Raw genomic sequence first — 24,860 nt, forward strand, 5'->3', positions numbered from 1 at the left:
CCTAGTAGGTCCATCCCAGTCTTTATCTCAGTCCGGCGAAGTACTCCCGCATCCGTTTCACACCTTCGTCGACCACATCATGCGAGACCGCATACGACAGCCGTATGTGCTCCGCCGTACCAAACGCCTCGCCCGGAACCACCACCACATGCGCCTCGCTCAACAGCTTCGCCGCCAGGTCGGTCGCCGACTTCACGCCGCCCTTGCCGATAAAGTTCTTCACATTTGGATAAACGTAGAACGCACCCTGCGGCACCGTGCACGTCAGCCCCGGAATCGTCTCAAAACCCTTCAGCACCCGGTCACGCAACTTGATGTAGTCCGCCCGCATCTCTGCGACACACTCCTGCGGCCCCGTCAGCGCCGCAATCGAAGCCCGCTGCACCATGCTCGCCGTATTCGACGTGCTTTGCGACTGTAGCTTGCTCATCGCCGCGATAATCGGCTTCGGACCCAGCGCAAATCCTGCACGCCAGCCCGTCATCGCATACGTCTTCGAGAGCGACCCCAGAACGATGACATGCTCCTTGCAGTCCGTGAAAGAACCGCCGCTCACCGCATCGCCGGTAAAGTTCAGGTACACGTAGCACTCATCCAGCAGCACATAAATGCCCCGCGCATGCGCCAGCCGCACGATCGCCTCGAGATCCTCGCCCGAGACCACCGCCCCCGAGGGGTTCGAAGGCGTATTCAAGATAATCGCCTTCGTAGCCGGCGTAATCGCCGCCTCAATCATCTTGGCCGTGATGCGGAAGTTCTCTTCCTCATGGCTCTCGACCAGCACCACCTTGCCGCCCGCATACTGAACGATGTCCTTGAACGAGACCCAGTACGGAACCGGCAGAATCACTTCATCGCCATGGTCCACCAGCACCTGGATCGCATTGAACAGCGCCAGCTTCCCGCCGGTCGTGAACACGCACTCCTCGACCGTATAGTTCGACCCGAAGTCCGCCGCATGGCGGTCCACCACGGCCTTCCGGACCTCCGGAATCCCGGCCACATTCGTGTACCGCGTAAAGTTCTTCTGGATCGCCTCGATCGCCGCGTCCTTGATATGCTGCGGAGTCGCAAAGTGCGGCTCACCAGCCCCAAAGTCCGCCAGATCCACGCCCTCCGACTTCAGCTTCAAAGCTGCCGCCGTGACTGCCATCGTTGCTGAAACTTCAATGCGGCCGATACGGTCCGCAAACACTTTGGTTGCCGTCGCTGTACTCATACCTATAGTGTGTCAGATTTACCCGGCGAGATAAAGCACCCACCCTAAATCCCGCCCCCACAACAACTACTCCTTAGGATCCACGTCAAGTGGAACTTCATCTTGTTTCGAGAACGAAAGGATTTTTTTATTGCCTTGTTGAGATTCTCGCGTTCGCAACTCTCATCTTTCATTTGCTACCTCTTTTGGGTCTACCAGGTTCTGCAAGTGCAGTATTCAAGGCCGCTACAAAAGATGCGGTATCAGCGTAATAGTTGGGGTAAGCGCTCCGAAGTGATCGAATAGAACTAACGCCTACAAGGACCGCATCAAGTTGTGCGGCGTTGTCCGATGTCTCTATGGCTGCGACCGCTTGTACAGCCTTTTTGGGGTCGGTAAACCCTGTGGTTTGAATCGTGTCCTCAGAAACATCAAGCACCAACAGAATCCACTTGGCATCGGCCATTTCGCGTTTCGGCAATCGGTTCAAGGCTTTAGTCCATCCGCGCAGTCGCTGGAGAACCCTTAGAGTTTTCGTAATTTCACGCAGTTCCCTAATGAGCTCGTCATACTCTGTTGGAGTGCCTGGTACTAAGGGAGTAGCTTCTCTTATGGCAAGAGCAGAACCCATAAGAGAGAAAAATCTTCTCCACAAATCGGGGCCACCGCCAAATTTAAGAGGCGATCTGGTGAACGTTGTGACCGTTTCAACCGCAGTTGCGAATGCGTGTTGCAATTTGGTACGCAACTGAATTTCAATGCGGTGCCCATTCCATGGCTCATTTTTTGCTGCTCGCGCCTTATATCGCCCTACAAGATGAATCCCTCTATATCCATCGAGTTTTGGATTTTTGACATAGTTCGAGCACTTCATACCACCGTCAGATTGAAGAAAATCGTCATTTGAATAGCGGTAAAGTGCGAAAAGACTATTTAGCGCTTCTATATCCGAAACAATCGCCCGACATCCTCCCAGATCTTGCATCTGTGAGAGTTTCATGTGGGGCTCGCGGACGAGCTTGTTCATTATTGAAGAGAATCTCTTTAGTCTCTGAGCAATGATTGGTTTTGGATCAATACTTTCCGCTCTTTGCGCGAGATGACCCCTGAAAACCAAAAGTGGCATGGCATGGGAAGAACGCCAGTTCTGTACGATCCCGTAATATTTACCGAGATCATCTGGATGGGTGCTGCTTGGCTGAGTCCACCAAGGAAGGAGTTTAGCGGCGACGCGGTCAATCTCGGACTTGCCATGCTCTCTCTTCGACCACTTTGCCATGCCCTCATCTTCTAGACAATTCTTTGATTCTTCAAGTAGATTGTCGTTTTAGGTCATTCGATATCTATAAACTCTCGTACGGACTCTTCCTCACCACCCAGGTCGTCATACACCGCAAACCCTGCACCACCGAAGTCTTCAGCGGGTCCACCATCTCTCCACCCAGATCCTCAGTCACCTTCATCAGCAACGCCTCATCCACCAGATACCACTGCACTCCGCCCGGCATCAAAAACCGCCGACCCTCGACCCGCTGGAAATCGCCGCCGATCGTCGAAGCCAGCCGGCAGAACAGCATCCCACCCGGACGCAGCACCCGCCACAACTCCCGCGCCATCCCATCAAAATGAGCGTCGTCCCTCGAAAAATGCAGCACCGCATTGCAGATCACCACATCCGCAAACCCATCCGCGAACGACATCCCCTCCACCGCCTCCACCCGAAAGTTCCCCGCATCCAGCCCCGGGGCCAGCCCGGCCGCCATCGACTGCACCGCATCGACCGCCTCCCGGCTTCGATCCACCCCAAACACCTCGTACCCCTCGCGCAGCAGATACACAAGGTTCCGCCCGCCCCCACATCCCGCATCCAGCACCCGCATCCCCAGCGCGACATTTCCCCGCAAAAGCTGATCGAACAGATAAATATCGATATTCCCAAACTGCTCCACCAAGCTCCCCATCAAACCCCCTCCAGCGAACCCACCGCACTTGACAAATCCACCCTCTCAAAGGGGGGGTAGGTTAAAAAAGCCGATCAGAAACCCATTTGCAAAGTCCGCCCCAAGCCACCTCTTTAGAAGACCTTACCCATTTAGACGGGGGGAGGGGTACGTTCCGGAACCTTGGCCTTCAGCCGCTCCACCACCAGCGGAGGAACCAGCGCAGTCACATCTCCGCCCAACTGAAACACACCCTTGATCAGCCGCGAGCTCACATACGTGTACTTCTCCGCAGGCATCATGAACAGCGTCTCCAGCTCCGGATCCAGCTTCCGGTTCATCATCGCCATCTGGAACTCATACTCGTAGTCCGAGATCGCCCGAATCCCCCGCAAAACCGCCTTCGCGCCCTGCTGCCGCGCAAAGTCCACCAGCAATCCATCGAACGTCGTCACCGACACATTCCCAAACCCGCGCGTAGCCTCGTGGATCATCTCCTGCCGCTCCGGAACCGTAAATAGCGGGGTGCCCTTCTCACTGTTCCGCAAAATCGCCACCACCAGCTGGTCGACGATCTTCGCCCCTCGCGCAATCAGGTCGAGATGGCCATTCGTCAGCGGATCGAACGTTCCGGGATAAATCGCCTTGATCGTATGCATTCTAAGGAAGAATACCCTCAAATCCCCGCCACACCATAAACCGCAAAATAAATCCCCCGCCCATGTAGTCTTCCCACCCTCCGCCTCGTCTGTTCCTGTAGCGCCGGAAGTTCCGGCCAAAAGAAACTCATAGATGCCATCACACGCCCTCAGCTCGATCAGTCTCACCGTCTCGCACTCACCGGCGACGCCATTCGACGACATCGACTCCGTAGTCGCCCTCTACGAACAACGCATCTTCCGCTTCCTCCTCGTCTCCACCCGCGACGCCGACCTCGCCCAATCCCTCACCCAGGACACCTTCCTACGCGCCTGGTCCGCTCGCGCCAGCTTCCGCAATGAGTGCGCCGTCTCCACCTGGCTCATGCGCATCGCCGTCAACCTCCTCCGCGACCACACCCGCACCGAGCGCTTCCGCTTCTGGAAGCGCGCCACCACCACCAGCGTCGACGTCTCCGACCCCGCCATCCACCTCATCCACCTCGACAGCTCCGCCGAGACCCGACTCATCGCCAGCGAGCAGCTCGCCATCGTCTGGGACACAGTCGCCCGGCTCTCCGCACGCCAGCGCAGCGTCTTCATCCTCCGCTTCGTCGAGGAGCTAGACCTCACCGAGATCGCCACCGTCACCGGCCTTCCCGTCTCCACCGTCAAGAGCCATCTCTACCGCGCCCTCGCCAACATCCGGGCTCGCCACAGCAAAGCCACCCAGGACGCCCTATGACCCAGCCCGTCGCTCCACCCCTCATCCCCCGCCACCTCACCCACGAGCAGCTCTCCGACCTCCTGCTCGCCACCGAGCCCAACGCAGAGTCCGTCCTCGACGCCAAGCTGGAAGCCCACCAACAGCACCTCCGCGACTGCCTCATCTGCGCCTCCGAGCTCGAGCTCCTGCGCAGCTCCGTCTCCGGCTTCCGCAGCGCCTCCACCACCATCGCGAACCGCGAACTCGCCCGCCGCCCCATCCAGAGCCCCGCGGCCCTCTACGCCGTGCGCAGCTCCCGCTTCATCAGTCCTACCTTCTTCTGGGCGGCGACCGCCCTGGTCTTCGCCGCCGCGCTTCCCCTCGGCTTCCATCAGAGCCTGAACCCCTTCCTAAGGCCCGAAGCCGTCCCCATCTCGGTCTCCGCCCCTTCGACGACCTCCGCCTCGACCCTCGAGGCCGACGAGGCGCTCCTCGAAGGCATCAACCAGGATCTCTCTGCCGCCGTCCCCTCCTCAATGCAGCCACTCACGGGACCCAGCAGCAGCAACACTTCTTCGCCCCAAACAGCCTCAACCCAAAGGACCAACTGACATGACAACCAGGCCAATCTTCACCCTCTTCTCGGTAGCTCTCCTCTCTGCCTCCTGCGCCATCGCCCAACAGCCCGCGCCGCCCTCACCGGACTCCGCACCCGGCGCAACCGCTCCCGCTCCACCCCGCCGCGGCGGTCCCGAGAAGCGCGACATGCGCATGGAAGGCGGCGGTGGTGGCGGCATGAGACCTGGCTCCCGCCTCGGACCTCCCGGCATGTGGTGGAAGAATCCTGACGTCATCCAGAGGCTCACCCTCACCCCCGAGCAACAGACCAGGATGGACGACATCTTCCAGAAGAGCCGTCTTCAGCTCATCGACCTCAAGGCCAACCTCGAGAAGCAGGAGGTCATCCTCGAGCCCATGCTCGACGCCAACCCACCTGACACCAACAAGGTCCTCTCCCAGATCGACCACGTAGCCCAGGCCCGCGCCGAGCTCGAAAAAGCCAACGCCAGAATGCTCCTCGGCATCCGCAGCGTCCTCACCGCCGACCAGTGGACCAAGCTTCAGACCAGCGAGCGCGGCCATCACCGCATGTTCCGAGGCCCCGGCGGCCCCGGAATGCAAGGCGGCGGACCCGAAGGACCGGGCCGGTTTGGAAGCTCAACCAGCGGCGGACACGACTTCCACTTCTCCGCCCCCGAAGAAGACCTCGAGACCGCTCAGGCCCAATAAGCCTTCACCACACCCGAACACAAAAAGAGCATCCGCATCCAGCGGGTGCTCTTTGCATTTCGCTGACTAGCCCTAAACCTCGCTCCCAGAAGCCACACCCTCGAGCGCCACAGCACTCGCCGCTTCACTTCCAAACACACCCTCCCAACGCGCCACCACCACGCTGGCCACACAGTTCCCCGCCAGGTTCATCGCGCTCCGCCCCATATCCATCACCGCATCGATCCCCAGAATTACGAAGATCGGCTCCGGAGGCAGCCGCAGACTCGTCGCCGTCGCCATCAGCACCATCAGCGTCGCCCGCGGAACCCCGCTCACTCCCTTGCTCGCCAGCATCAGGATCAGCACAATCGTGATCTGTTCCCCCAGCCCCAAATGCATCCCCGCCGCCTGCGCCACAAAGATCGCAGCCATCGTCAGATAAACCGCCGCGCCGTCCATGTTGAAGCTGTACCCCGCCGGCATCACGAACGCCACCACCTCACGCGGAACCCCGAAAGCCTCCATCGCCTCCATCGCCCTCGGCAAACCCGCCTCACTCGCACTCGTCGCAAACGCCAGCGAAGCCGGCTCCGCCACCGCCCGCGCAAACCCGCGCACCGAAACCCGGCACAGCAACAGCACCGGAACCAGCACCCCCAGCGCCAACACCCCCAGCGCCGCATAGTACGTCGCCACCAGCTTGCCCAGGTTCAACAGCACCGACACGCCACTCTGCGCCACCGTATAGGCCAGCGCCGCCCCCACCGCCACCGGCGCGAAGTACATCACGATGTTCGTAAACTTGAACATCACCTCGCTCAACCCCTCCGCCAGCCGCAACACCGGAGCGCCCCGCTCCCCCAGCATCGCCAGTGCAATTCCAAACAGCACCGCAAACACTGACACCTGCAGAATCTGCCCCTCCACCAGGCTCTTCGCCAGGTTCTCCGGAAAGATATGCGTCACAAACTCCGTCCAATGAATCATCGGAGCAGCCACCCCACTCGCAGCCGCGGTCGGAATACTCATCCCCACCCCAGCCTTGCTCACATTGATCGCCACCAGCCCAATCACCAACGCCAGCGTCGTCACCACCTCGAAGTACACCAGACTCTTCCACGCCATCCGCCCAACCCGCTTCAGATCCCCATGCCCCGCAATCCCCGAGACCAGCGTGCCCAGAATCAGCGGTCCAACGATCGTCTTAATCAAACGCAAAAAAATATCCGAGAGAAACCGCATCCCCAGCGCGACCTTAGGAGCGTCCAGCCCCAGCTCCACCCCCGCCACCATCGCCACCACGATCCACACCGTAACCGACCGCCTCCGCAGGGCAAAGAACGCCAGCAAGAGCACAGCCGCACACCGCAGAACCTCCGCCACTACCTGCCCCGCAGCTCCATGCTGCAGAGCCCCCACCATCAGCCCTGCCACCAACAACACAGCCGCCGGCCACACCAATCCAAGCCCTATCCGTTCATTTTCCATTTCTGCGCAGAATACCAGCATCCCCCCAACCCTGCAGCGACCCTCTTCTTTGTCCCCCGCAGCGAAGTTTTCCATCCCACATTTTTTTGTCATCGCGGCAAAACGGAGGGCTCTGCTTCTTCTTCCCTTCCAGGCATAAATCCCGCACTCGCGTGTTGCATATTCATGCAATCCCAGACAAGCCCAGAACCCGATCACCTATCGCACAGCCTCAAAAATCGTCATCTCCAATTCATGGGAATCGGATGTGCCATCGGAGCTGGTTTCTTCCTCGGGTCGGGAATAGCGATCAACAAAGCCGGCCCCTCGCTTCTGATCGCCTATGTCCTGGGCGGCGCAGTCATATTTCTTGTCATGCGTGCTCTCGGCGAGTTGGCATTGGCTTATCCCTCCTCCGGGTCCTTTAGCACCTATGCCCATCAGTGGATCAACCCTTTGGCTGGCTTCATCGTGGGTTGGTCCTATTGGATGGCCATCTCCGTGGCATGCATCGCCGAGTCGACCGGCATCGCTCTCCTCGTCCGTCATTGGTATCCAAACACTCCCCAATGGATTCCCGCTCTGGGCGCGGTAGCGGTGCTCTATGTCATCAACATGTCGGGTGTGAGGTCGTTCGGCGAACTTGAGTTCTGGTTAGCCATGATCAAGGTGATCACCATCGTGGGCGTAGTGCTGTGCGGCCTCGCGATCTTGTTCTTCAAGTTCGGCGATCTCGGTCCCACCGCCAGCCTCTCCAATCTTTGGACGCATGGAGGCTTCTTTCCTGCAGGTCTGCCCGGGCTTATCAACGCAATGCCGGTAGTAATCTTCGCCTTCGCTGGTCTGGAAGTCATCGGGCTCGCCGCAGCCGAGGCCGATGATCCGCAACGAACTCTGCCGAAGGCGATCAACGGAGTCTTCTATCGGGTTCTCTTCCTTTACGTGGGCTCCTTCGCCATCATCATGATGGTGCTGCCGTGGAACCAGATCAACCCCCAGGAAAGTCCATTTATCCTCCTGCTGCAGCACGCCGGACTCTCCACCGCTGCCAGTGTCGTTACCTTCGTCGCCATCACGGCACTCTTCTCTTCGTTCAATACCGCCATATTCGCTACGAGCCGCATGCTCCACGGTCTAGCTTCTGCGGGACAGGCTCCAGCAAGACTGCGCCGCTTAAATAAGCAGAACATCCCGTCTTTAGCCGTCACAGTTTCGGGTCTGATCTCTATGATCGGAGTTCTCTTGAACTATCTGATCCCCGATAAAATATTCTCCTATGTCCTGACCATGATCACCTGGCTGATTATGGTCGTCTGGAGCTCCATCGTTCTCTCCCATCTCTTCTACGTTCGTTCCCTCGCAGCAAAAGGCGCCAAACGCGGCGACTTTCAGTTATGGGGTACTCCCTACACCAACTGGGTTCTCCTCTTCGCAATGGTGTTCATCGCGATAACGTTCGCAATAAGCGGCGGCACACGCATCACGCTGTACATCTTGATGGCTTGGTTTGGATTGCTTCTCGTCGGTTACTACGGATTGGCTGCGCGGACCTCTACCGCATACAATCCCGGCGAAGAGGTCAGTATCCGATAACTGCAATTGTCGATGAGATTGGCTCTCACCTGCGAAATGCCGTAAGAAATAAGCCTGAATCTTTACCATCTCCGCGTCCTTCAAGCCGATTGCAAGCGGAATAATCTTCCGTCATAGGTGTCCCTTCTTATAGAAGGAGCTCTTATGACTTACTCCCAGTTAGGCACGACAGCTTCTGTTCCATCGGAACAACTTTATTCTCGGCTCGCGACACAGGCTGATGCGGAAGCGATCGTCAGTCTGATTAATCTTGCCTTTGCCGGGGAAAATCCATTTTTTCGAAAACAACGCACCACGCTCGAACAAATAAGAGCGTATCTCCAAAAGGGCTACTTCCTGCTGATCGAAGAAGAAAAACAGATCATCGGATTGATGTATGTCGAGTTACGTGAAAACAGCCGGGCCTATCTTGGATTTCTGTCGATTCATCCCGAGAAGCAAAAGCACGGAATAGGACGACAGGTCCACGAAGCCGCCGAGCAGTTCTGTCGCGAGAGAGGATATCGCGTTGCGGAAGGTCTGATCATCAATCTAAGAACAGACCTCATAGATAGAAACGAGCGCTTTGGATACAAAGTCGTCGAACATGTCTCTGCAGCCGACAAACTTCCCGAGCTTATCGACCATATCGATGGTCCCTGGCATATCGTTAGAATCGAAAAACACCTTTAGACGCTCTGGGTTCTCACCGCTGTAGAGTCGGACTCTACCAATCTACCGAGACCACAAAAGCGGGTGCCCCATCCTTTTTGCAGCTTCATCGCAACTAGGGTGGGGTATCGGGCGCGAGCCCGACCGCCTTCCTTCCCAAGCCTCAAAGGCTGAGAGATGACATCAGACATAAACCTGAATATTCATCATCTCCAAGTCGTTACAAGTTTTTCTGGGGAATAATCTTCCACAGTAAGTGTTCTCCTCCCTACAAAGGGAGCTCTTATCGATGGCTCATTCCCAGTTAGACACAACACTTTCAGTCCCCTTGGAACAACTGTATTCTCGACTCGGCACACAGGCTGACGCGGAAGCGATCGTCAGTCTGATTAATCTTGCCTTTGCCGGGGAAAATCCCTTTCTCCGGAGGGAACGTGCCACCCTGAAAGACATAAGAGCCTATCTTCAAAAGGGCTACTTCCTGCTGATCGAAGAAGAAAACCAGATCATTGGCCTGAGGTATGTTGAGCTGCGCGAAAATGGCCGGGCCTATATAGGCTTCCTGTCCGTTCATCCTGACAAGCAAAAGCATGGCATAGGACGTCGGCTCCACGAAGCCTCCGAGCAGTTCTGCCGCGAGAGAGGATATTCCGTTCTGGAAGGCATGGTAACGAATCTGAGACCAGACATCATCGAAAGAAACGAACGACTGGGATACAAAGTCGTCGAAAACATCTCAGTCGAAAAGTTTCCCCAATTGGAGGACATCATCGATCGTCCATCGCACCTCATCAAAATAGAAAAGCACCTCTAGACAATCTGGTTCACCGCCGTAAAGTTCGCCTCTACCAATCCCGAAGACCACAAAAGCGGGTGCCCCATCCTTTTTGCAGTCTCATCGCAAATAGGGTGGGGTATCGTGCGCAGCACGACCGCCTTCCTACCCAAACTCAAAGCTCAATAAAAATCGACAGCCTCATTTCCGTGCGGTCAACATGGAATTGCCCTCTTCAACAAGCACGTTTCGGCCCCCAAAAAAACAAGCGACGAGCCCAATCCCTCCAAAATCTTCCTAGACAAACGCCCGTTAAAAACAGACAGACCAGCCAAGTCCATGAAAAAAAGCCTCTTCGCCCACCCATACGGCGAATTTGCCAGCAAAACGCCTTGTCAAGCCCTCAAAACACCTAAGTCTCTGAAAACGCATGAAATAAAAGTGGCACTGTAGTTAAGCTCCATCCCCTAAAATAGAAGCAGAGAGTAAGAAAAGCCCCGCGAGGGGCTTTCCTCCATTAACCCGGAGAAATGGTCCATCTCCGCCAACCGAAGTTGACTCAATATTTTAGCCGCAAGCCGTTTAGTTTCAATCGCTCAGAGTGCATTCACCCTCCCAAGCCATTGAAAATAAACCACTTATACCCAAGATACCGGGGGGGGGTTATCCCCCTTGCCGGGACGAATCCCACGGTGGCCCAACCAACACAACTCGATCACCGTCCAACAGAGCAGACACAAGAGAGAACCAGAAAACAAGATGGATGCGTTAGCGGACTACCCTATGCAAGATCTGCACCTCCTCTCCCGAACGGATCTCAACCGTCGCTGCACCGGGTTGCGAACCCGCCGAGAGTTCTCCACGCGGCTCACAGCGGCAGCACTGTTTGTGATCGGCTCTCTTCCTCTGGCCGCCCAGATCCCGTTTCCCGGAACCGGATCGGACGCACCGAAGTATGAGAGCCTTCGTCCCGCCCCGTCCTCCAACCCGCTCTCGCAACCAACCCTCAGTCCTGGGGTTGCAATGTTGATGGATCTCGAAACCCGCTTCGCCCAATCCGTCTCTACCGGAGGAGGCAAAGCCTTCGTCACCTGGTTTGCCGACGACGCAGTCACCCTCAACAACGGGCGTCCGGCTCTTCTGGGCCGCGCTGCAATCGCTTCGCAGGCCAACTGGGACCCCAAGGTCTACCAACTCACCTGGACCCCTCAGGGAGCCCAAATGGGCCCATCGAACGATATGGGCTTTACCTGGGGACACTACGAAGGACGCTCCACCGACAGGAACGGTCAACCCGTCCTGACCTCCGGCCGATACTTCACCATATGGAAAAAACTTTCAGATGGTAACTGGAAGGTGGCCATGGATGCGAGCGCCGACGAGCCCCCTGCAGCAGCCGAATGCTGCACCCTGCCCAAGCCGTAAGCCTTTTGAAGCCAAACTTTGCGCCGATGCTGCCCCAAAAGTAGCAGTGTGGTGCACCATCCATTTCCCCTACCATCGGAATGCCAGATGAATGCACTTCTTGTAAAAGACGAAGCACTACGACTTGAAGCTCTCGCACACTATGAGGTCCTCAATTCTGCGCCCGATCCCATACTGGATGACATCGCAAAACTGGCCGCTCAGATCTGTGCAACACCTTACGCAGGCGTCTCTCTCATCGGAATCGACCGCCTGTGGCTCAAAGCACGCGTAGGCCTCGACATATCCGAGATGCCGCTTGGTGGAACGCCCTGCGAGACCACCATTCTCGGCGATACCGTCTACGAGATCCGAGACGCACGCAAACACCCCGATTACGCCCCTGAAGGCATCTTGGTCGGAGGTCTCGCCATGCGCTTCTACGCAGGCGCTCCGCTCACAACTCCCTCTGGAGTCAGCATCGGAGCGCTCTTCGTCCTTGATCTTCCCTCTCGAACCCTCACTCCCGAGCAAGCAGCCGCGCTCACAGCGCTCAGCCGCCAGGTCATCAACCGCCTCGAGCTCAACACGCGCATTCGCCAGATCGATCGCGCCGCGCGCGCACGCCAGCGTGTCGAGTCCGCCCTCACCGTCGAGCGCAACTTCGTCTCCGCCGTGCTCGACACCGTCGGCGCTCTAGTCGTCGTCTTCGACACCGCTGGCCGCATCGTTCGCTTCAACCGCGCCTGCGAGACCGCCTCCGGATACGACTTTCCCTCGCTCGTCGGGCGCTACGCCTGGGACAAGCTCATCCCCCGCGAAGACATTCCCCAGGCCGTCGAACAGTTCGACAGCCTCCGCTCCGGAGCCTTCCCAGCGGTCTTCGAGAACCAATGGCTCAACCGCAACGGCACACTCCGCCGCATCGCCTGGTCCGCCACAGCGCTCCGCGACCAGCAGGGACAAGTCGGCTTCATCATCGCCACCGGCATCGACGTAACCACCCAGCGTGCCGCGGAGTCCACGCTCCGCGAGAGCGAAGCCCGCTATCGTCAGCTCGTCGAAGGTTCCCTCGGCATGGTCTGCACCCACGATCTCAACGGCAGACTGCTCTCCATCAACGCCTACGGAGCTCAGAGCCTTGGTCGCACCAACGACGAGATGATCGGCCACTCCATCGCGGAGTTCATCCCCGAAGACCGCCGCCGCTCCGTCCCCATCTACCTCCGCCAGATCGCCGAGACAGGCGAAGCCCAGGGCCTCCTTCACCTCTCCGACAGCGTCGGAGAAATCCGTGTCATCGCCTACCGCAACAAGCTGATCAATCTCCCCGGCCATTCACCCTATGTCCTCGGCATCGGTGTCGACATCAGCGAACAAGTTCGCGTCGAAGGCCGGCTACGAACTCTCACCCGCCAGTCCGATTCCATCCTCGAGTCCGTCGGCGACGGCATCTTCGGCACAGACCTGGACGGCAACATCACCGTCGTCAACCCCGCAGCGGCCCAGATGCTGGGTTACAAGCCCTCCGAGATGCTCGGATGCAACGCACACGCGCTGATCCATCACACCCGCGCCGACGGCTCCGCCTACCCGCCGGAAGACTCCCCCATCCGAAACAGCCTCTCTCACCGCGACACCGTCCGCGTCGCCAACGAGGTGTTCTGGCGCAAAGATGGAACCAGCTTTCCGGTCGAGTACGTCGCTCGCCCGCAGATCGAGTCCAACGGCTCTGACAGTGGAGGACAGGCAGTCGGTGTCGTCGTCGCCTTCGCCGATACCACCGAGCGCCGCGCCCTCGACCGCATGAAGGACGAGTTCATCTCCACCGTCTCGCACGAGCTGCGCACGCCTCTCACCTCCCTGCGCGGCGCCCTTGGCCTACTCGCAGGAGGTGCACTCTCCAACCGCCCCGACAAGTCTCAGCAGATGCTCGAAATCGCCATCAGCAACACCGACCGTCTCGTGCGCCTGGTCAACGACATCCTCGACCTGGAACGCATCGGCTCTGGCAAGGCCGAGCTCCAGCTCACGATGTGCAGCGCGGAAGATCTCCTCCGCCGCGCCGTCACCCAGCAGCAGTCCCGCACCCCCAGGCCCAACATTCGCATCTTCTACGCCGCAAACGGCGTCAGCGTCTGGGCCGACCCCGACCGCATCCTCCAGACCCTCAACAACCTCATCTCGAACGCCATCAAGTTCTCGCCGCCAGGCAGCGAGATTCGCCTCACCGCCAAGAGCATCGACGAGAACGAAGCCCTCATCGAGGTCGAAGACCAGGGACGAGGCATCCCCGCCGACAAGCTCGAAAACATCTTCGACCGCTTTCAGCAGGGCGACGCCTCCGACTCCCGCTCCATGGGTGGAACCGGCCTGGGCCTCGCCATCTGCCGCAGCATCATCGCCCAGCACGGAGGCCGTATCTGGGCCACCAGCGCGCCCAGCAAGGGCACCACCATCCACTTCACCCTACCCACCAAACCGAGCAACTACCTCAACTGACCTCGGTCAGAGCTCCCGCGAAATATCTCGTGCTGTATGAAGAACTCGCACGATTCGAAGTGGAATCCTATCGACAACGTAGACGAGAAAGTACCTACGCCTTGGATTCACCAGCCAAAATCGTAGAGGTTTATCGGTGAATTCCTTCCGCACAGTGCCACCCATAGGATTCCTAGCAGCAACAGAGCAGGCCCGTCGAATCTCATCTAGAATCCGATCCGAAGAGTCTCTACTATCTTGGGCGATATAGCTCCAGATATCGAAGAGGTCCGCTTCAGCCTGCGGGGTGAACTCGTATTCGCTCACTTGCTCTTCGGACTCACCCAGTTCTTCTTTTTCTCTTCCAGACGCTTCCACACCTCATCGCTAGCGATTAAATCTCCTCGCTCTGCCGATGCCCAGCCCTCATCGATCTTCCCGCGGAACTCATCCCGATGCGCGGCGAGCCACTCCTCTCGCTCATGCAATTCGGTCACCGCCTGCTCGACAAACTCGTCGACGCTCCGGTATGGTCCCCGCTCTACATCTCTCCTCACGAGGGCTTCCAGCTCCGAGCTGAGTTGAACTGTCATGGCGATAGCTTACCTCAATAGGGCCTTACTCCTCGCCCTCCCGCAGCTTCGCAATCACTCCAAAGTCCTCAAGCGTAGTCGTATCGCCCTTGACCTCGCCGGTACTCGCCAACTCCCGCAGCAGCCTCCGCATAATCTTCCCGCTGCGCGTCTTGGGCAACGCATCGGTGAACGTGAGATCGTCCGGCCGGGCCAGCGCTCCAATCTCCTTGGCAACCCACTGCCGCAGCTCCTGCCGCAGCTCCTCGCTGGGGCTATGTCCGCCTTCCAGCGTGACAAACGCGGCGATTGCCTGCCCCTTCATCTCGTGGGGCCTGCCGACCACCGCCGCCTCCGCTACCTTCGTATGCGCCACCAGAGCTGACTCGATCTCCATGGTTCCCAGGCGATGTCCGCTCACGTTGATGACGTCATCCACCCTTCCCATCAGCCAGAAATACCCGTCCGCATCCCGCCTAGCTCCGTCGCCGGTAAAGTAGCTTCCGGGAATCTCACTGAAGTAGGCCTGGGCATAGCGGTCCGAGTCGCCATAGATCGTCCGTGCGATCGAGGGCCACGGCTTCCGGATCACCAGAAGTCCGCCCTTGCCGTCCGGGACCGGCTCTCCTTCTTTTGTAACCACCTCCGGAACAATTCCAAAGAACGGCCGCGTCGCCGAGCCCGGCTTCGTCCCTACCGCCCCCGGAATCGGCGCAATAATGATCGCGCCCGTCTCCGTCTGCCAGTACGTATCCACGATCGGGCAGCGCTCCTTGCCGATCTCCCGGTGATACCACATCCAACTCTCCGGATTGATCGGCTCTCCCACCGTCCCCAGCAGCCGCAGACTCGCCAGCGAGTGCTTCCGCACCCAGGAATCTCCCCACTTTGTAAACGCTCGAATCGCCGTCGGAGCCGTATAAAACACCGTCACCTTGTGGTCGTCCACGATCTTCCAGAACCGGTCGTTCTCCGGCCAGTTCGGCGCTCCTTCGTACATCACTACGGTCGCGCCGTTCTGCAGCGGTCCGTACACCACATAGCTGTGGCCCGTCACCCATCCGATGTCCGCGGTACACCAGTACACATCCTCTTCTTGCAGGTCGAACACATACTTGCTGGTCAGATACGTCTGCACCGAGTAGCCACCGGTCGTATGCAGCAGACCCTTCGGCTTGCCTGTCGTCCCTGACGTGTAGAGCAGGTACAGCGGATCCTCCGAGTCCATCCACTCCGCCGGGCACTCTGCGTCAGCCTTCTCCATCAACTCATGCCACCAGAGGTCGCGCCCGGCCTTCATCGCCACATCAGATCCGCTGCGCCGATAGACCACCACATTCTTCACGCACGGGCAGTTCACCAAAGCCTCATCCACGATGGCCTTCAGCTTCACCTCGCTGCCTCTTCGGTAGCTCGTGTCCTGAGTAATGACTGCCACGCACTCCGAATCGTTAACGCGATCCACGATCGCATGCGCCGCAAACCCTCCAAAGATCACCGAATGCACCGCTCCGATCCGGGCGCACGCCAGCAGGGCGATCGCCAGTTCAGGCGTCATTCCCATGTAGATCGCAACCCGGTCCCCGCGCTTCACCCCCAGCCCCTTCAGCACATTGGCAAACCGCTGCACCTGCGCATGCAGCTCGCCGTACGTGATCTTCCTTACCTCACCCGGCTCTCCCTCCCAGAGCAAGGCCACCTTATCCTTGCGCGCACCCAGCGCATGACGATCCACACAATTATGCGAAAGGTTCAGCTTTCCATCGATAAACCACTTGGCCCCCAGGCCAGACCCGTCCGGTCCCATCTCCAGAACGCGCGACCAGGGCTGAAACCACTCCAACTCCGACGCAGCCTCCGCCCAGAACTCCTCAGGCTGCTCCACACTCCGCCGGTACATCGCCTCGTACTCTTCCAGACTCTTGACATTCGCCTTCGCGGCGAACTCCGCGGGTGGCGCGAACAAACGGTTCTCTCTCAGGGTCGAATCTAGATTCGTACCTTCCTCAATCATCTCCACGCGTGATCCTCATCATTCAGCCGGAAAAAAAGTAGCGGCAAAAAAAAGGTACGCGAATCGGTGCCACGACAGCAACCCAGACATTTTGCCTAGGTGAAAAGAATGGAACCACCATCCCGGCGACGCGGTTGAGGAGACCGTTCCTATTTCACCGGAGCAGGCGGTCTGACCAGTAGTGGCAAAACCACCGAGACCGCCATGATCACGGCAATCACATGCAGTCCGCCCGCGTAGGTACCGCTCGACTGGCGCATATGCGCAATCAGCAGCGGACCGAAGGCGCTGGCGAATCCCCAGGCCGTCAGCATTAAGCCGTAGATCGAACCCACGTTCGCTGAACCAAAGTAGTCAGCCGCGAACGCTGGCAGCGTGCCGAACCCACCCCCGTAGCACAAGAGAATGATAAAGCTGACCACCGTCACGCTCGCAGCCGTATGGAGACTGGGAAGGACCCAGAACAGACCGATCTGCAGGATAAACATCACCGCAAACGTGTACCGCCGGCTCAGTGCGTCGGAAGCCCACGCCCAGAAGACACGTCCGACCGCGTTGCCTATGCTCACGATGCCTACCATCCCCGCAGCCACAATCGCCGTGATCTTGGCTAACTCCTGGAACATCGGAGCCTCCTGCGAGATCACCGAAATACCCGCGGAGGTATTCAGAAACAGCAGCAGCCACAACGCCCACCACTGCCATGTCTTCAAGGCATCGCCCAGAGTGAAGTCTTTGGCGCTCTTTTGCACCAGCTCCTTTTGCGTTGGGACCCATCCCTCCGGCTGCCAGCCCTCGGGCGGATTCTGCATGAAGTAGCCCGAGAGGACACAGACGATCAAAAACGCCACCCCCAGATAGGCAAACGTCTGTAATACGCCCACGCTTTGAATCAAATGAGTCGCGATCGGTGCCGTCACCAGCGCCCCTGCTCCAAAGCCTCCCACGGCAATGCCCGTCATCAAGCCCCGGCGATCAGGAAACCACTTCAACAGCACTGAGACCGGCACGATATAAGAGAAGCCCAGCCCGATTCCGCCGATCACACCGTACGTCAGGTAAAGCCACCACAAGCCCACCGACGAGAAGCTTGCCAGGAAGACTCCCAGTCCATAGAGAACCCCGCCCGTCAGCGCAACAACCCGCGGCCCGACACGCTTCAGCCACAATCCGCCGAAGAACGAGGCAAACCCCAGCACCATAATCGCAATCGTGAAGGTGAGAGTGACCTCGGAGATACTCCAATGAAACTGTTTGGCGAGGGGAGCCCGAAACACACTCCACGCATACACCGCTCCCAAAGCCATCTGCAGCAAAACTCCGGCGAAGGCGATCCACCAACGATTCAAGGTATTCATTGTTTCTCCTGAGCGACCTGATATTCAGATGCTTCACACTCCAAGAAGAGAGAACATAATCAACCCGCTAGTCGGAGGATCAAATTTTTTACCAGCATTTGGCCACCTCAACGGCGTTTGCGCTGCCTGAACGAATCATCACGCACTCAACCTACAGAAGTCACCACACGGGTATGCCCTTCGGTCTATCGTCGATACCTCAGTTCACAAACGCCTTCAGTCTAGTCGCAAAAGAGGATTACAGGGAAAACGAAAGAATCAACCTCTAGAACCCGCAAATCCGGACTCCTAACATCGTCGCCGCCTCATCGTCGCGCTAGACTGCAATAACCATGACCTTCTACTGGCCGGCCATTCTCGGGTTCTTCTTTGGCTTCGCCTTCGGTGTAGGCTGCGCGCTGGCTGTCATGTACTCCATCTACCGGGGAGGCTATCGCGCTGCCGTACGCGACTCCCAGCTTCCCAATCCTCCCGAGTCCTATCGAAAAGCCATGGAGAAGATCGCAAAGATCCTCCCCAAGCCAACCGGACCCGCCTAGACCTCTCCCAGCGTCGCTTGCGCGTTCAACTGCGCCTTCAGGCTCCGCACCTCGGCTGTGAGCGCCCGTACAGCCTTCAGCACCTCAGCTCTCTCCGCATCCCCTGCAGAAGGCGTAATCGCCTCCACATAGAACGTCCCGTTCGGCTCGAGCACACATTTTTCGACCTCCTCAAAGCCGTTCAATCCCTGCTTGTGGATGACCGAGAGCAGCTCCAGCTCCGTGAGAGTCTCCTTCTCCATGGCCTTGCGATCCGCCTTGCCATGCAGTATCAGTACCGTCTCCGAGCCCTCCAGCGCCTTGTTCACCTTCGGCAATCGAAACAGCACCCGTGCCAGCGTCCAGTTGATCATCAACAGAGAAAACGCCCCGATCAGCCCGCCCGTAACCGAGTTGTCGTCCCCGATCATCGCGTTCTGCACCGTATTCGAAAGGCTCAACAGCACCACGAGGTCCAGGGGATTTAGCTGCGCCAGCTCTCGCTTCCCGAACAATCTCAGGAAACAGATCAGAAACAGGTAGACCACAATCGGCCGCAGGAACTTCTCCAGCACCGGCAGGTGCAGGTGGAACATACTCTCGATCACTTAGGCCTTCCCTTCTTCCTTGCAGCACTCCCCTTCAGAGCAATTCTCCTGTGGATGTATAGGAGAGACTTCAAATCGAAGGCCGTTTTTATCAAGAAAAACGGCACTTCTAAGTTTCATGCACTCCACAGCAACAGGAGAATTGCTCTAGAAGCCTAGGCATATCGTCTTTGATGCCAATCCCACGCACTCGCGACGATCGCATCCAGCTCGGCGAACTGTGGCTTCCACCCCAGCTCCTGCTTGATCTTCTCCGAGCTCGCCACCAGCACCGCAGGATCGCCCGCCCGCCGGTCACATTCTTCCACCGCAATAGCCTTGCCTGTCACGCGCCGAACCGATTCGATCACCTCCAGCACCGAGAAGCCCTGTCCGTTGCCGATGTTGTAGATCACCCGGCTCTTCTCCGCGAGCGCCCCCAGCGCCAGCAGATGAGCCTCCGCCAGATCTCGCACATGGATGTAATCCCGCACGCAGGTCCCATCCTTTGTGGGATAGTCACGGCCAAAGATCTTGATACTCGCTCTCCGTCCGAGCGCCACATCCAGGATCAATGGAATCAAATGCGACTCCGGCTCATGCGCCTCGCCATAACCCTCAATCGCCCCAGCGACGTTGAAATATCGCAGACTCGCATACCGCAACCCGTGCTGCGAGTTCATCCAGCGCAACATCTGCTCCACCAGGAGCTTGCTCTCTCCATAAGGATTCGTCGGCTGCAGCTTCGCATCCTCCAGAATCGGGGTCTTTTCCGGCTCTCCGTAACAGGCAGCCGTCGAGCTGAAGACCAGCCGGTCATGCCCCGTCGCGATCATCGCCTCCAGTAAAGTAAGCGTAGACGCGGTATTATTACGGAAGTACATCTCCGGCCGCTGCATGCTCTCCCCCGCTTCAATCAGCGCAGCGAAGTGCATTACTCCATCGAAGCGCCCAGCCTCCAGTGTCTTCTTCAATAACTCACTATCTGCCAAATCACCTTCAATGAACTCAGAACCTTGGGCGACAGCGGAACGCTTGCTATGACACAGATTGTCGTACACCGTCACAGTATGACCACCGGACAAAAGAAGCCTGGAAACGGTGCCTCCGATATAGCCGGCGCCGCCTGTTATCAATACCTTCATGGGGTTGTTTCCTCTCGTCTTTCATGCCTACAACCAAAGTATGAGTGTCAATCACTTAGGGTTCCGGCAACATAATTTAAGTATTGCTGTGTGTCAGTTGTGTATCGATTGAGTACGTTTTTCATCGAAGTGCACAATAGTTGCACAGCACCAAAGTAACCTTTTTCATACTACGAAGCGTCTGTCTTACTAAGCTTCTGCATTGAGTGTCGTTATTACGATCCACGACACAGTTCCATCGAGTTGGTTCCGAAACCTCCGGACTCTCGACCCTGTACTCCGGGATTACGGAGTTCATCAGTTACCCGATCGGTTCTGCTGTCGCCGGGCCGCTAACACATTCCAACCTCTTCGCGAGGGGCAACTAAGGATTCAAGATCATGGTCAAACCGCTCCGTACTGAAGATCCAACACCGCAGAATATGCAATTCGCGCACTTTGGCGTCCTCAACGACGGCAGCCAGAGCAAAGCTTCGCTCTTTACCTCTATCACGCTCAACATCATTATCGCTATCGTCGTCGTCATCATTGGTGCAGCCGCCAAACATACGATCGATAACAGCAAGAAGCTCCAGACGCTCTCTCTTGAGCCCATCAAGAAGATTGAGCCCCTGCCCGTCAAGGTTCCCAAGCTCCCCAAGCCACCGGTCGTCAAGCTTGAGCCGCCCAAGATCAAGGTAGCCGAGGTCAAGCTCCCCGACGTCCCCAAACCACCTGAAGTCAAGATGGTGCAGCACGTTCCCATCATCCAGCAGCCCGCTCCGCCAAAGCTCGTTACGCCACCGCCCGCTCCTAAGGTCGTCAGCCTGGCCCAGGCCCAGCCTGCATCGGTCGTCAATAACACTCCCCACCCCACGGCCGTGGCGCTGGGCCAGCAGAACAACCCCATCGCGCTCTCCAACCGTCCTGCCACAGCCTCCATCAACCTCGGGAACAAGGGTATGTCAGGCATGCCCGCATCCAACACCGGCACCGGCCCTGCTGCAACCGCAGTCAGCCTCGGCTCGGGCTCCGCTGGAAGCCAGAACATGGCAGGCCGCGACAACGCAGCCAACGGAGTCCGTGGCGTCAAGCTCGGGGTCACCGGCGGCACCGGTCCTCTCAACTCTCAAACTCGCATCGCCGGCCCAGTCAATCTTGGACAAAACACCGTTCAGGCCATAGCCAGGCCGACCACCGTCGCCGCGCCGGCCAGAAGCGCCCCCAAGGTTCTCTTCAAGCCTCGTCCCGAATACACCGCAGAAGCAACCAAACTTCATATCGAAGGCGTCGTATCTGTACGCATTCATGTTTCGGCTGCTGGCACCGTCCATGTTGTTGGTGTCACTAGCGACCTGGGTCATGGTTTGGGGGAATCGGCTGTCCGCGCTATTCAAGCTACACGCTTTCAGCCTGCGATTGACGCTTCCGGACAACCCATCGATTGGGACGGCGTCGTCAACGTAGCCTTCCAACTCGCGAGCTGATAGGTTCCGCGATTACTACTTCCCGGTTAGTTCCTTTCTGAACTAGCATCAAGAATGAATCGCAAAAGATGGCCAAAACGGCCATCGCAGGAGCCTAAAACAATGATCCTCCGGAAATTCCCTACCGCCGGTCTTCTTCTGGCAGCCATAATTGCTTCAGCTCTTCCTGCCTCGGCGGCTGTTCCGCTCTTTGGTAAGAAGAAGCCGAAGGAGGATCTCCTCCAGTCGAAAAAGCCGACGGCCGCTCAAAACGCGCTCATCGACAAGGCGATCGTCAGGGAAAAAGAGGTCATCAAGACCGTCAAGGACCGTCAGCCGCTCGTCGAAACCTACATCCAGAACATGCGGCCCGACCCCATCCTGGCTCAGGTCCCCGACAGCGACCAACACTTCCTAGGTCGCGTCGAGTTCAACAAGATCATCGGCGACAACGCCTATAAGGTGAACGAGTCGACCTCCAAGGGCACCAGCAACGACGGCAAGCTGGGTTTCCTCAAGCACTCCATGTCCTTCATGGGCGGCCTGGGCAGCGGCCTCAAGCTCACCTTTCATGAAGCGGGCTTCGTCCAGATGCTCCTCATGGACTCCAACGACTTCGATCGCCAGCACTACACCTTCGGCTTCGTCCGCAACGACTTCCTCGGCAACACCCCCACCGCCGTCTTCGACGTAACCCCCATCAGCGGCAAGCGCGACTTCGGCCGCTTCTTCGGCCGCATCTGGATCGAGACCCGCAACGGCAACGTCGTCCGCTTCAACGGAGACTTCTCCGGCTCTGAAGAAGACCACCGCGAGTTCTATCACTTCGATAGCTGGCGCACTAACGTGCAGCCGGATCTCTGGCTCCCCACCTCCTTCTACGTGGAAGAGAGCGATCCTAAGAGCGTCTCCCGCACTCTCAAGTTCAAAGCCATTAATCACGTCTGGGGCTATGTCCTCAAGATTCCCGCCAAAGAGTCCGAGAACACCTCCCTCGACGTCGTCGGAGCCACCGACGTCTCGAACGATGCTCAGGACGTCAGCCCCCTCGGTGCGCAGCGCGCCTGGGTCCAGCAGGCAGAGGACAACGTTGTAGAGCGCCTCTTCCAGGCTGGTCTGATCGACGCCCCCAGTGACTTCGACAAGACCCTCGAAGCTCTCGCCGGCAATATCCTGGCCTATAACAACATCACGCTCTCGCGCCCCATCCGCGTGCGCACCCTGCTCACGGAGCCGCTTGAGTCGCTTGCCATCGGCAATACCATCATCCTCTCCAAGAGCCTCATCGATACGACCGCCGTCGTCACCACCGATGGTGCCCAGCAGATGGGCAATCTCAATGCCGTCCTCGCCTTCCAGATCGCGCACATCATCCTCGCTCACCGCCTCGACACCAAGTACGCCTTCAACGATCGCCTGCTCTTCCCCACCAATGCAGTCTTCAACCGCATTCCCATGCACCACACGGATGCCGACAACACTGCCGCGGCGAAGAAGGCAATCGAGCTTCTCAACGCCAAGGAACTCGCCGACGGTCAGCAGTACTTCGGACTCTACCTGCAGCAGCTTGAAAAGCGCGTGAAGGCCCTCAAGGCCCTCAACGAGCCGATGATTGGCGACGGCCTCGTCAAGAGTGACACCGACCCAACCTTCTGGCTCGCTGCTCTGATGCCCAAAGGCGGCAAGCTCGATATGAACGACCTCAAGCAGCAGGCGGCCATGCCTCTGTCCAGCTTCCTCCGTTACGACCCCTGGACGGATCAGGTCATCACCATGCACGCTGCCTTTGAACCACTTCTCTCGCCGGCCGACAAGATGCCCTTCGAAGTCGAGCCCGTCTACCTGAAACTTGGCTACTACAAACCGCCAGCCGAACCAGCCGCCGCACCTGCACCTGCAGCGGCAGCACCTGGCGATCCGGTGGCTGCGCCCGCAGCCGCTGTACCACCAGCAGCCGATAACACCGTTCCACCCGCAGCCAACGCAGCGCCCGCAGCGGATACCACTGTTCCGCCAGCGCCCGCCGCGGTACCTCAACAATAGAAGACCAAGAAAGACTTTGACCTAAGCGTGAACGGGAAGTCGATCGCTCGACATCCCGTGAATAAATACTGCCGGGACTGCCTCGGCAGTATTTATTCACGGCCAGGATCAGGAGGAACCAAGTTGAAACAGCATATTCTAACAGGCCGCTTCGCTTGCATGTTAGGTCTATCAAGGATGATGGCCGACTAGTAGCCGCAGGCAATCCCACCGCCTTCAGCTCAGGAGCGATGCAGATTGGAGCATCGTAAGTCCGGCTATGGAAGGGAAGATGCCAAGGGTCCCACAATCTCTGGAACCGTAGATTTCACCAGTCTCATTGGAATCGAAGGCGACACACATTGGAAACACAAAAAAGCCCCGGCTCAAAACCGGGGCTTTTTCACATTCGAGTCCAGTTTAGAAGTGGTAAGCCACACCAATCGAGGGCATGGAAACAACCTCATATCGGTTGGTCTTGAAGCTATCCAGGCTGAAGTTCGGCGCCTTAACCACAAATCCGCGATACTCCGCACGAATATCGAAGCTGGGGCTTAGCTCATACGCCACGCCGCCGCCGAACAATGCGCCGATGTTCGTATTCTGCTTGGTATCGAGTGAGGTCGTCTGAAAGTCCTTGATTGGAGTAAAGATCAACGCGCCTACTCCAACCTCGGCAAAGGGGCTGAAGTTCTTGAAGTTCAAATTGAACACATAAGCGCCGGAGAGCTCCTGCTGGCGCTGGTGAATCTGTCCGGTGATAAAGCTGGTGATGTAACTTTGTTGATTCTGAGCGAAGGAGTAGTTCAACTCCAGAGCACTTCTCGGCGTAAGCATATACCGATAGCTCGCCAGAAAACCGTACGTCGAGCTGGTGTTCATCTGAACAGAGTTCCCGTTGACCTGCGGAGCGAACAATCCGATTGCGCTGACGCTCACATCCTGCCGGCTCTCCTGTGCTTGCCCTGCGGCCGCGGATAATATCAGCGCGCCCAACAACATCATCTTCTTCATTCTTCGCTACGCCCCTTCGATTTCGTCCAATGCTTTCGACCTCTGGCCCGCAGAGGCAAG

Annotated in this window: 22 protein-coding genes; 11 read left to right on the forward strand and 11 right to left on the reverse strand. The window is 58.0% G+C overall.

The annotated features are described in order from the left end of the window. Positions 1 to 22: 22 nt before the first annotated feature. The 4 genes from HB393_RS16030 to coaD form a co-directional block, all read right to left on the reverse strand. Positions 23 to 1,219: a pyridoxal phosphate-dependent aminotransferase gene (locus HB393_RS16030; protein ID WP_213806203.1), complete on the reverse strand. Its 1,197-nt coding sequence runs from the start codon at positions 1,217 to 1,219 to the stop codon at positions 23 to 25. Positions 1,220 to 1,388: 169 nt separating this feature from the next. Further along, the gene (locus tag HB393_RS16035) at positions 1,389 to 2,477 is read right to left on the reverse strand and encodes a RelA/SpoT domain-containing protein (RefSeq protein ID WP_213806204.1); all 1,089 of its coding nucleotides are present in this window, start codon (positions 2,475 to 2,477) and stop codon (positions 1,389 to 1,391) included. 64 nt (positions 2,478 to 2,541) lie between these two features. Beyond that, positions 2,542 to 3,159, reverse strand: coding sequence for a class I SAM-dependent methyltransferase (locus HB393_RS16040; RefSeq protein WP_213806205.1), 618 nt, complete (start codon positions 3,157 to 3,159; stop codon positions 2,542 to 2,544). Positions 3,160 to 3,290: 131 nt separating this feature from the next. Then, positions 3,291 to 3,797: a pantetheine-phosphate adenylyltransferase gene (coaD, locus tag HB393_RS16045; protein WP_213806206.1), complete on the reverse strand. Its 507-nt coding sequence runs from the start codon at positions 3,795 to 3,797 to the stop codon at positions 3,291 to 3,293. A gap of 133 nt (positions 3,798 to 3,930) precedes the next feature. Here coaD and HB393_RS16050 point away from each other — a divergent pair, with 133 nt between their 5' ends. From HB393_RS16050 to HB393_RS16060, 3 genes are read left to right on the forward strand one after another with little or no spacing between them, the layout of a single operon-like run. Then, positions 3,931 to 4,521, forward strand: a complete 591-nt coding sequence (locus HB393_RS16050; RefSeq protein WP_213806207.1) for a sigma-70 family RNA polymerase sigma factor — start codon at positions 3,931 to 3,933, stop codon at positions 4,519 to 4,521. After that, positions 4,518 to 5,093, forward strand: coding sequence for a hypothetical protein (locus tag HB393_RS16055; RefSeq protein WP_213806208.1), 576 nt, complete (start codon positions 4,518 to 4,520; stop codon positions 5,091 to 5,093). The genes HB393_RS16050 and HB393_RS16055 overlap by 4 nt, the downstream gene beginning before the upstream one ends. A 1-nt stretch (position 5,094) precedes the next feature. Continuing rightward, positions 5,095 to 5,772, forward strand: coding sequence for a Spy/CpxP family protein refolding chaperone (locus HB393_RS16060; protein WP_213806209.1), 678 nt, complete (start codon positions 5,095 to 5,097; stop codon positions 5,770 to 5,772). Positions 5,773 to 5,844: 72 nt separating this feature from the next. Here the strand turns inward: HB393_RS16060 and HB393_RS16065 are convergent, their stop codons facing one another. Continuing rightward, positions 5,845 to 7,242 (reverse strand): cation:dicarboxylase symporter family transporter, encoded by a 1,398-nt coding sequence (locus HB393_RS16065; protein WP_213806210.1) that lies wholly within the window; start codon positions 7,240 to 7,242, stop codon positions 5,845 to 5,847. 234 nt (positions 7,243 to 7,476) lie between these two features. Here HB393_RS16065 and HB393_RS16070 point away from each other — a divergent pair, with 234 nt between their 5' ends. The 5 genes from HB393_RS16070 to HB393_RS16090 all read left to right on the forward strand — a co-directional run bounded on the left by HB393_RS16070 (position 7,477) and on the right by HB393_RS16090 (position 14,146). Next, positions 7,477 to 8,814 (forward strand): amino acid permease, encoded by a 1,338-nt coding sequence (locus HB393_RS16070; RefSeq protein ID WP_213806211.1) that lies wholly within the window; start codon positions 7,477 to 7,479, stop codon positions 8,812 to 8,814. 144 nt (positions 8,815 to 8,958) lie between these two features. Further along, a complete protein-coding gene (locus HB393_RS16075; protein WP_213806212.1) occupies positions 8,959 to 9,486 on the forward strand; it encodes a GNAT family N-acetyltransferase in 528 nt (175 codons plus the stop codon). A 268-nt stretch (positions 9,487 to 9,754) separates the two neighbouring features. Continuing rightward, a complete protein-coding gene (locus HB393_RS16080) occupies positions 9,755 to 10,279 on the forward strand; it encodes a GNAT family N-acetyltransferase (protein ID WP_213806213.1) in 525 nt (174 codons plus the stop codon). Between the two features lie 720 nt (positions 10,280 to 10,999). Beyond that, positions 11,000 to 11,665: a nuclear transport factor 2 family protein gene (locus HB393_RS16085; protein ID WP_255551219.1), complete on the forward strand. Its 666-nt coding sequence runs from the start codon at positions 11,000 to 11,002 to the stop codon at positions 11,663 to 11,665. Between the two features lie 87 nt (positions 11,666 to 11,752). After that, the gene (locus tag HB393_RS16090; RefSeq protein ID WP_213806214.1) at positions 11,753 to 14,146 is read left to right on the forward strand and encodes a PAS domain S-box protein; all 2,394 of its coding nucleotides are present in this window, start codon (positions 11,753 to 11,755) and stop codon (positions 14,144 to 14,146) included. A 302-nt stretch (positions 14,147 to 14,448) separates the two neighbouring features. Here the strand turns inward: HB393_RS16090 and HB393_RS16100 are convergent, their stop codons facing one another. From HB393_RS16100 to HB393_RS16110, 3 genes are all read right to left on the reverse strand, one after another. Further along, positions 14,449 to 14,718, reverse strand: coding sequence for a hypothetical protein (locus HB393_RS16100; RefSeq protein ID WP_213806216.1), 270 nt, complete (start codon positions 14,716 to 14,718; stop codon positions 14,449 to 14,451). 25 nt (positions 14,719 to 14,743) lie between these two features. After that, positions 14,744 to 16,711 (reverse strand): acetate--CoA ligase, encoded by a 1,968-nt coding sequence (gene acs / locus HB393_RS16105; RefSeq protein ID WP_213806217.1) that lies wholly within the window; start codon positions 16,709 to 16,711, stop codon positions 14,744 to 14,746. Positions 16,712 to 16,860: 149 nt separating this feature from the next. Further along, positions 16,861 to 18,069, reverse strand: coding sequence for an OFA family MFS transporter (locus HB393_RS16110; RefSeq protein ID WP_213806218.1), 1,209 nt, complete (start codon positions 18,067 to 18,069; stop codon positions 16,861 to 16,863). 332 nt (positions 18,070 to 18,401) lie between these two features. Between HB393_RS16110 and HB393_RS16115 the strand changes: the two genes are divergently transcribed. Then, positions 18,402 to 18,608, forward strand: a complete 207-nt coding sequence (locus HB393_RS16115) for a hypothetical protein (RefSeq protein WP_213806219.1) — start codon at positions 18,402 to 18,404, stop codon at positions 18,606 to 18,608. Here HB393_RS16115 and HB393_RS16120 read toward each other — a convergent pair. Together HB393_RS16120 and galE are read right to left on the reverse strand one after the other, a co-directional pair. Next, positions 18,605 to 19,195: a YetF domain-containing protein gene (locus HB393_RS16120; RefSeq protein ID WP_213806220.1), complete on the reverse strand. Its 591-nt coding sequence runs from the start codon at positions 19,193 to 19,195 to the stop codon at positions 18,605 to 18,607. The genes HB393_RS16115 and HB393_RS16120 overlap by 4 nt on opposite strands. Before the next feature lie 155 nt (positions 19,196 to 19,350). After that, positions 19,351 to 20,319, reverse strand: coding sequence for a UDP-glucose 4-epimerase GalE (galE, locus tag HB393_RS16125; RefSeq protein WP_213806221.1), 969 nt, complete (start codon positions 20,317 to 20,319; stop codon positions 19,351 to 19,353). A 380-nt stretch (positions 20,320 to 20,699) separates the two neighbouring features. On the opposite strand from galE, the gene HB393_RS16130 reads away from it, so the two are divergent. Both HB393_RS16130 and HB393_RS16135 read left to right on the forward strand, forming a co-directional pair. Continuing rightward, on the forward strand, positions 20,700 to 21,785 hold the full coding sequence (locus tag HB393_RS16130; protein WP_213806222.1) for an energy transducer TonB: 1,086 nt from the start codon (positions 20,700 to 20,702) through the stop codon (positions 21,783 to 21,785). 102 nt (positions 21,786 to 21,887) lie between these two features. After that, entirely contained in the window at positions 21,888 to 23,807 is a 1,920-nt protein-coding gene (locus HB393_RS16135) for a hypothetical protein (RefSeq protein WP_213806223.1), read from the forward strand. A gap of 399 nt (positions 23,808 to 24,206) precedes the next feature. Here the strand turns inward: HB393_RS16135 and HB393_RS16140 are convergent, their stop codons facing one another. Further along, the gene (locus HB393_RS16140) at positions 24,207 to 24,800 is read right to left on the reverse strand and encodes an outer membrane beta-barrel protein (RefSeq protein ID WP_213806224.1); all 594 of its coding nucleotides are present in this window, start codon (positions 24,798 to 24,800) and stop codon (positions 24,207 to 24,209) included. Positions 24,801 to 24,860: the final 60 nt, after the last annotated feature.

It is taken from the genome of Granulicella sp. dw_53, assembly GCF_018449545.1.
In the GTDB taxonomy this organism is placed as follows: domain Bacteria; phylum Acidobacteriota; class Terriglobia; order Terriglobales; family Acidobacteriaceae; genus Edaphobacter.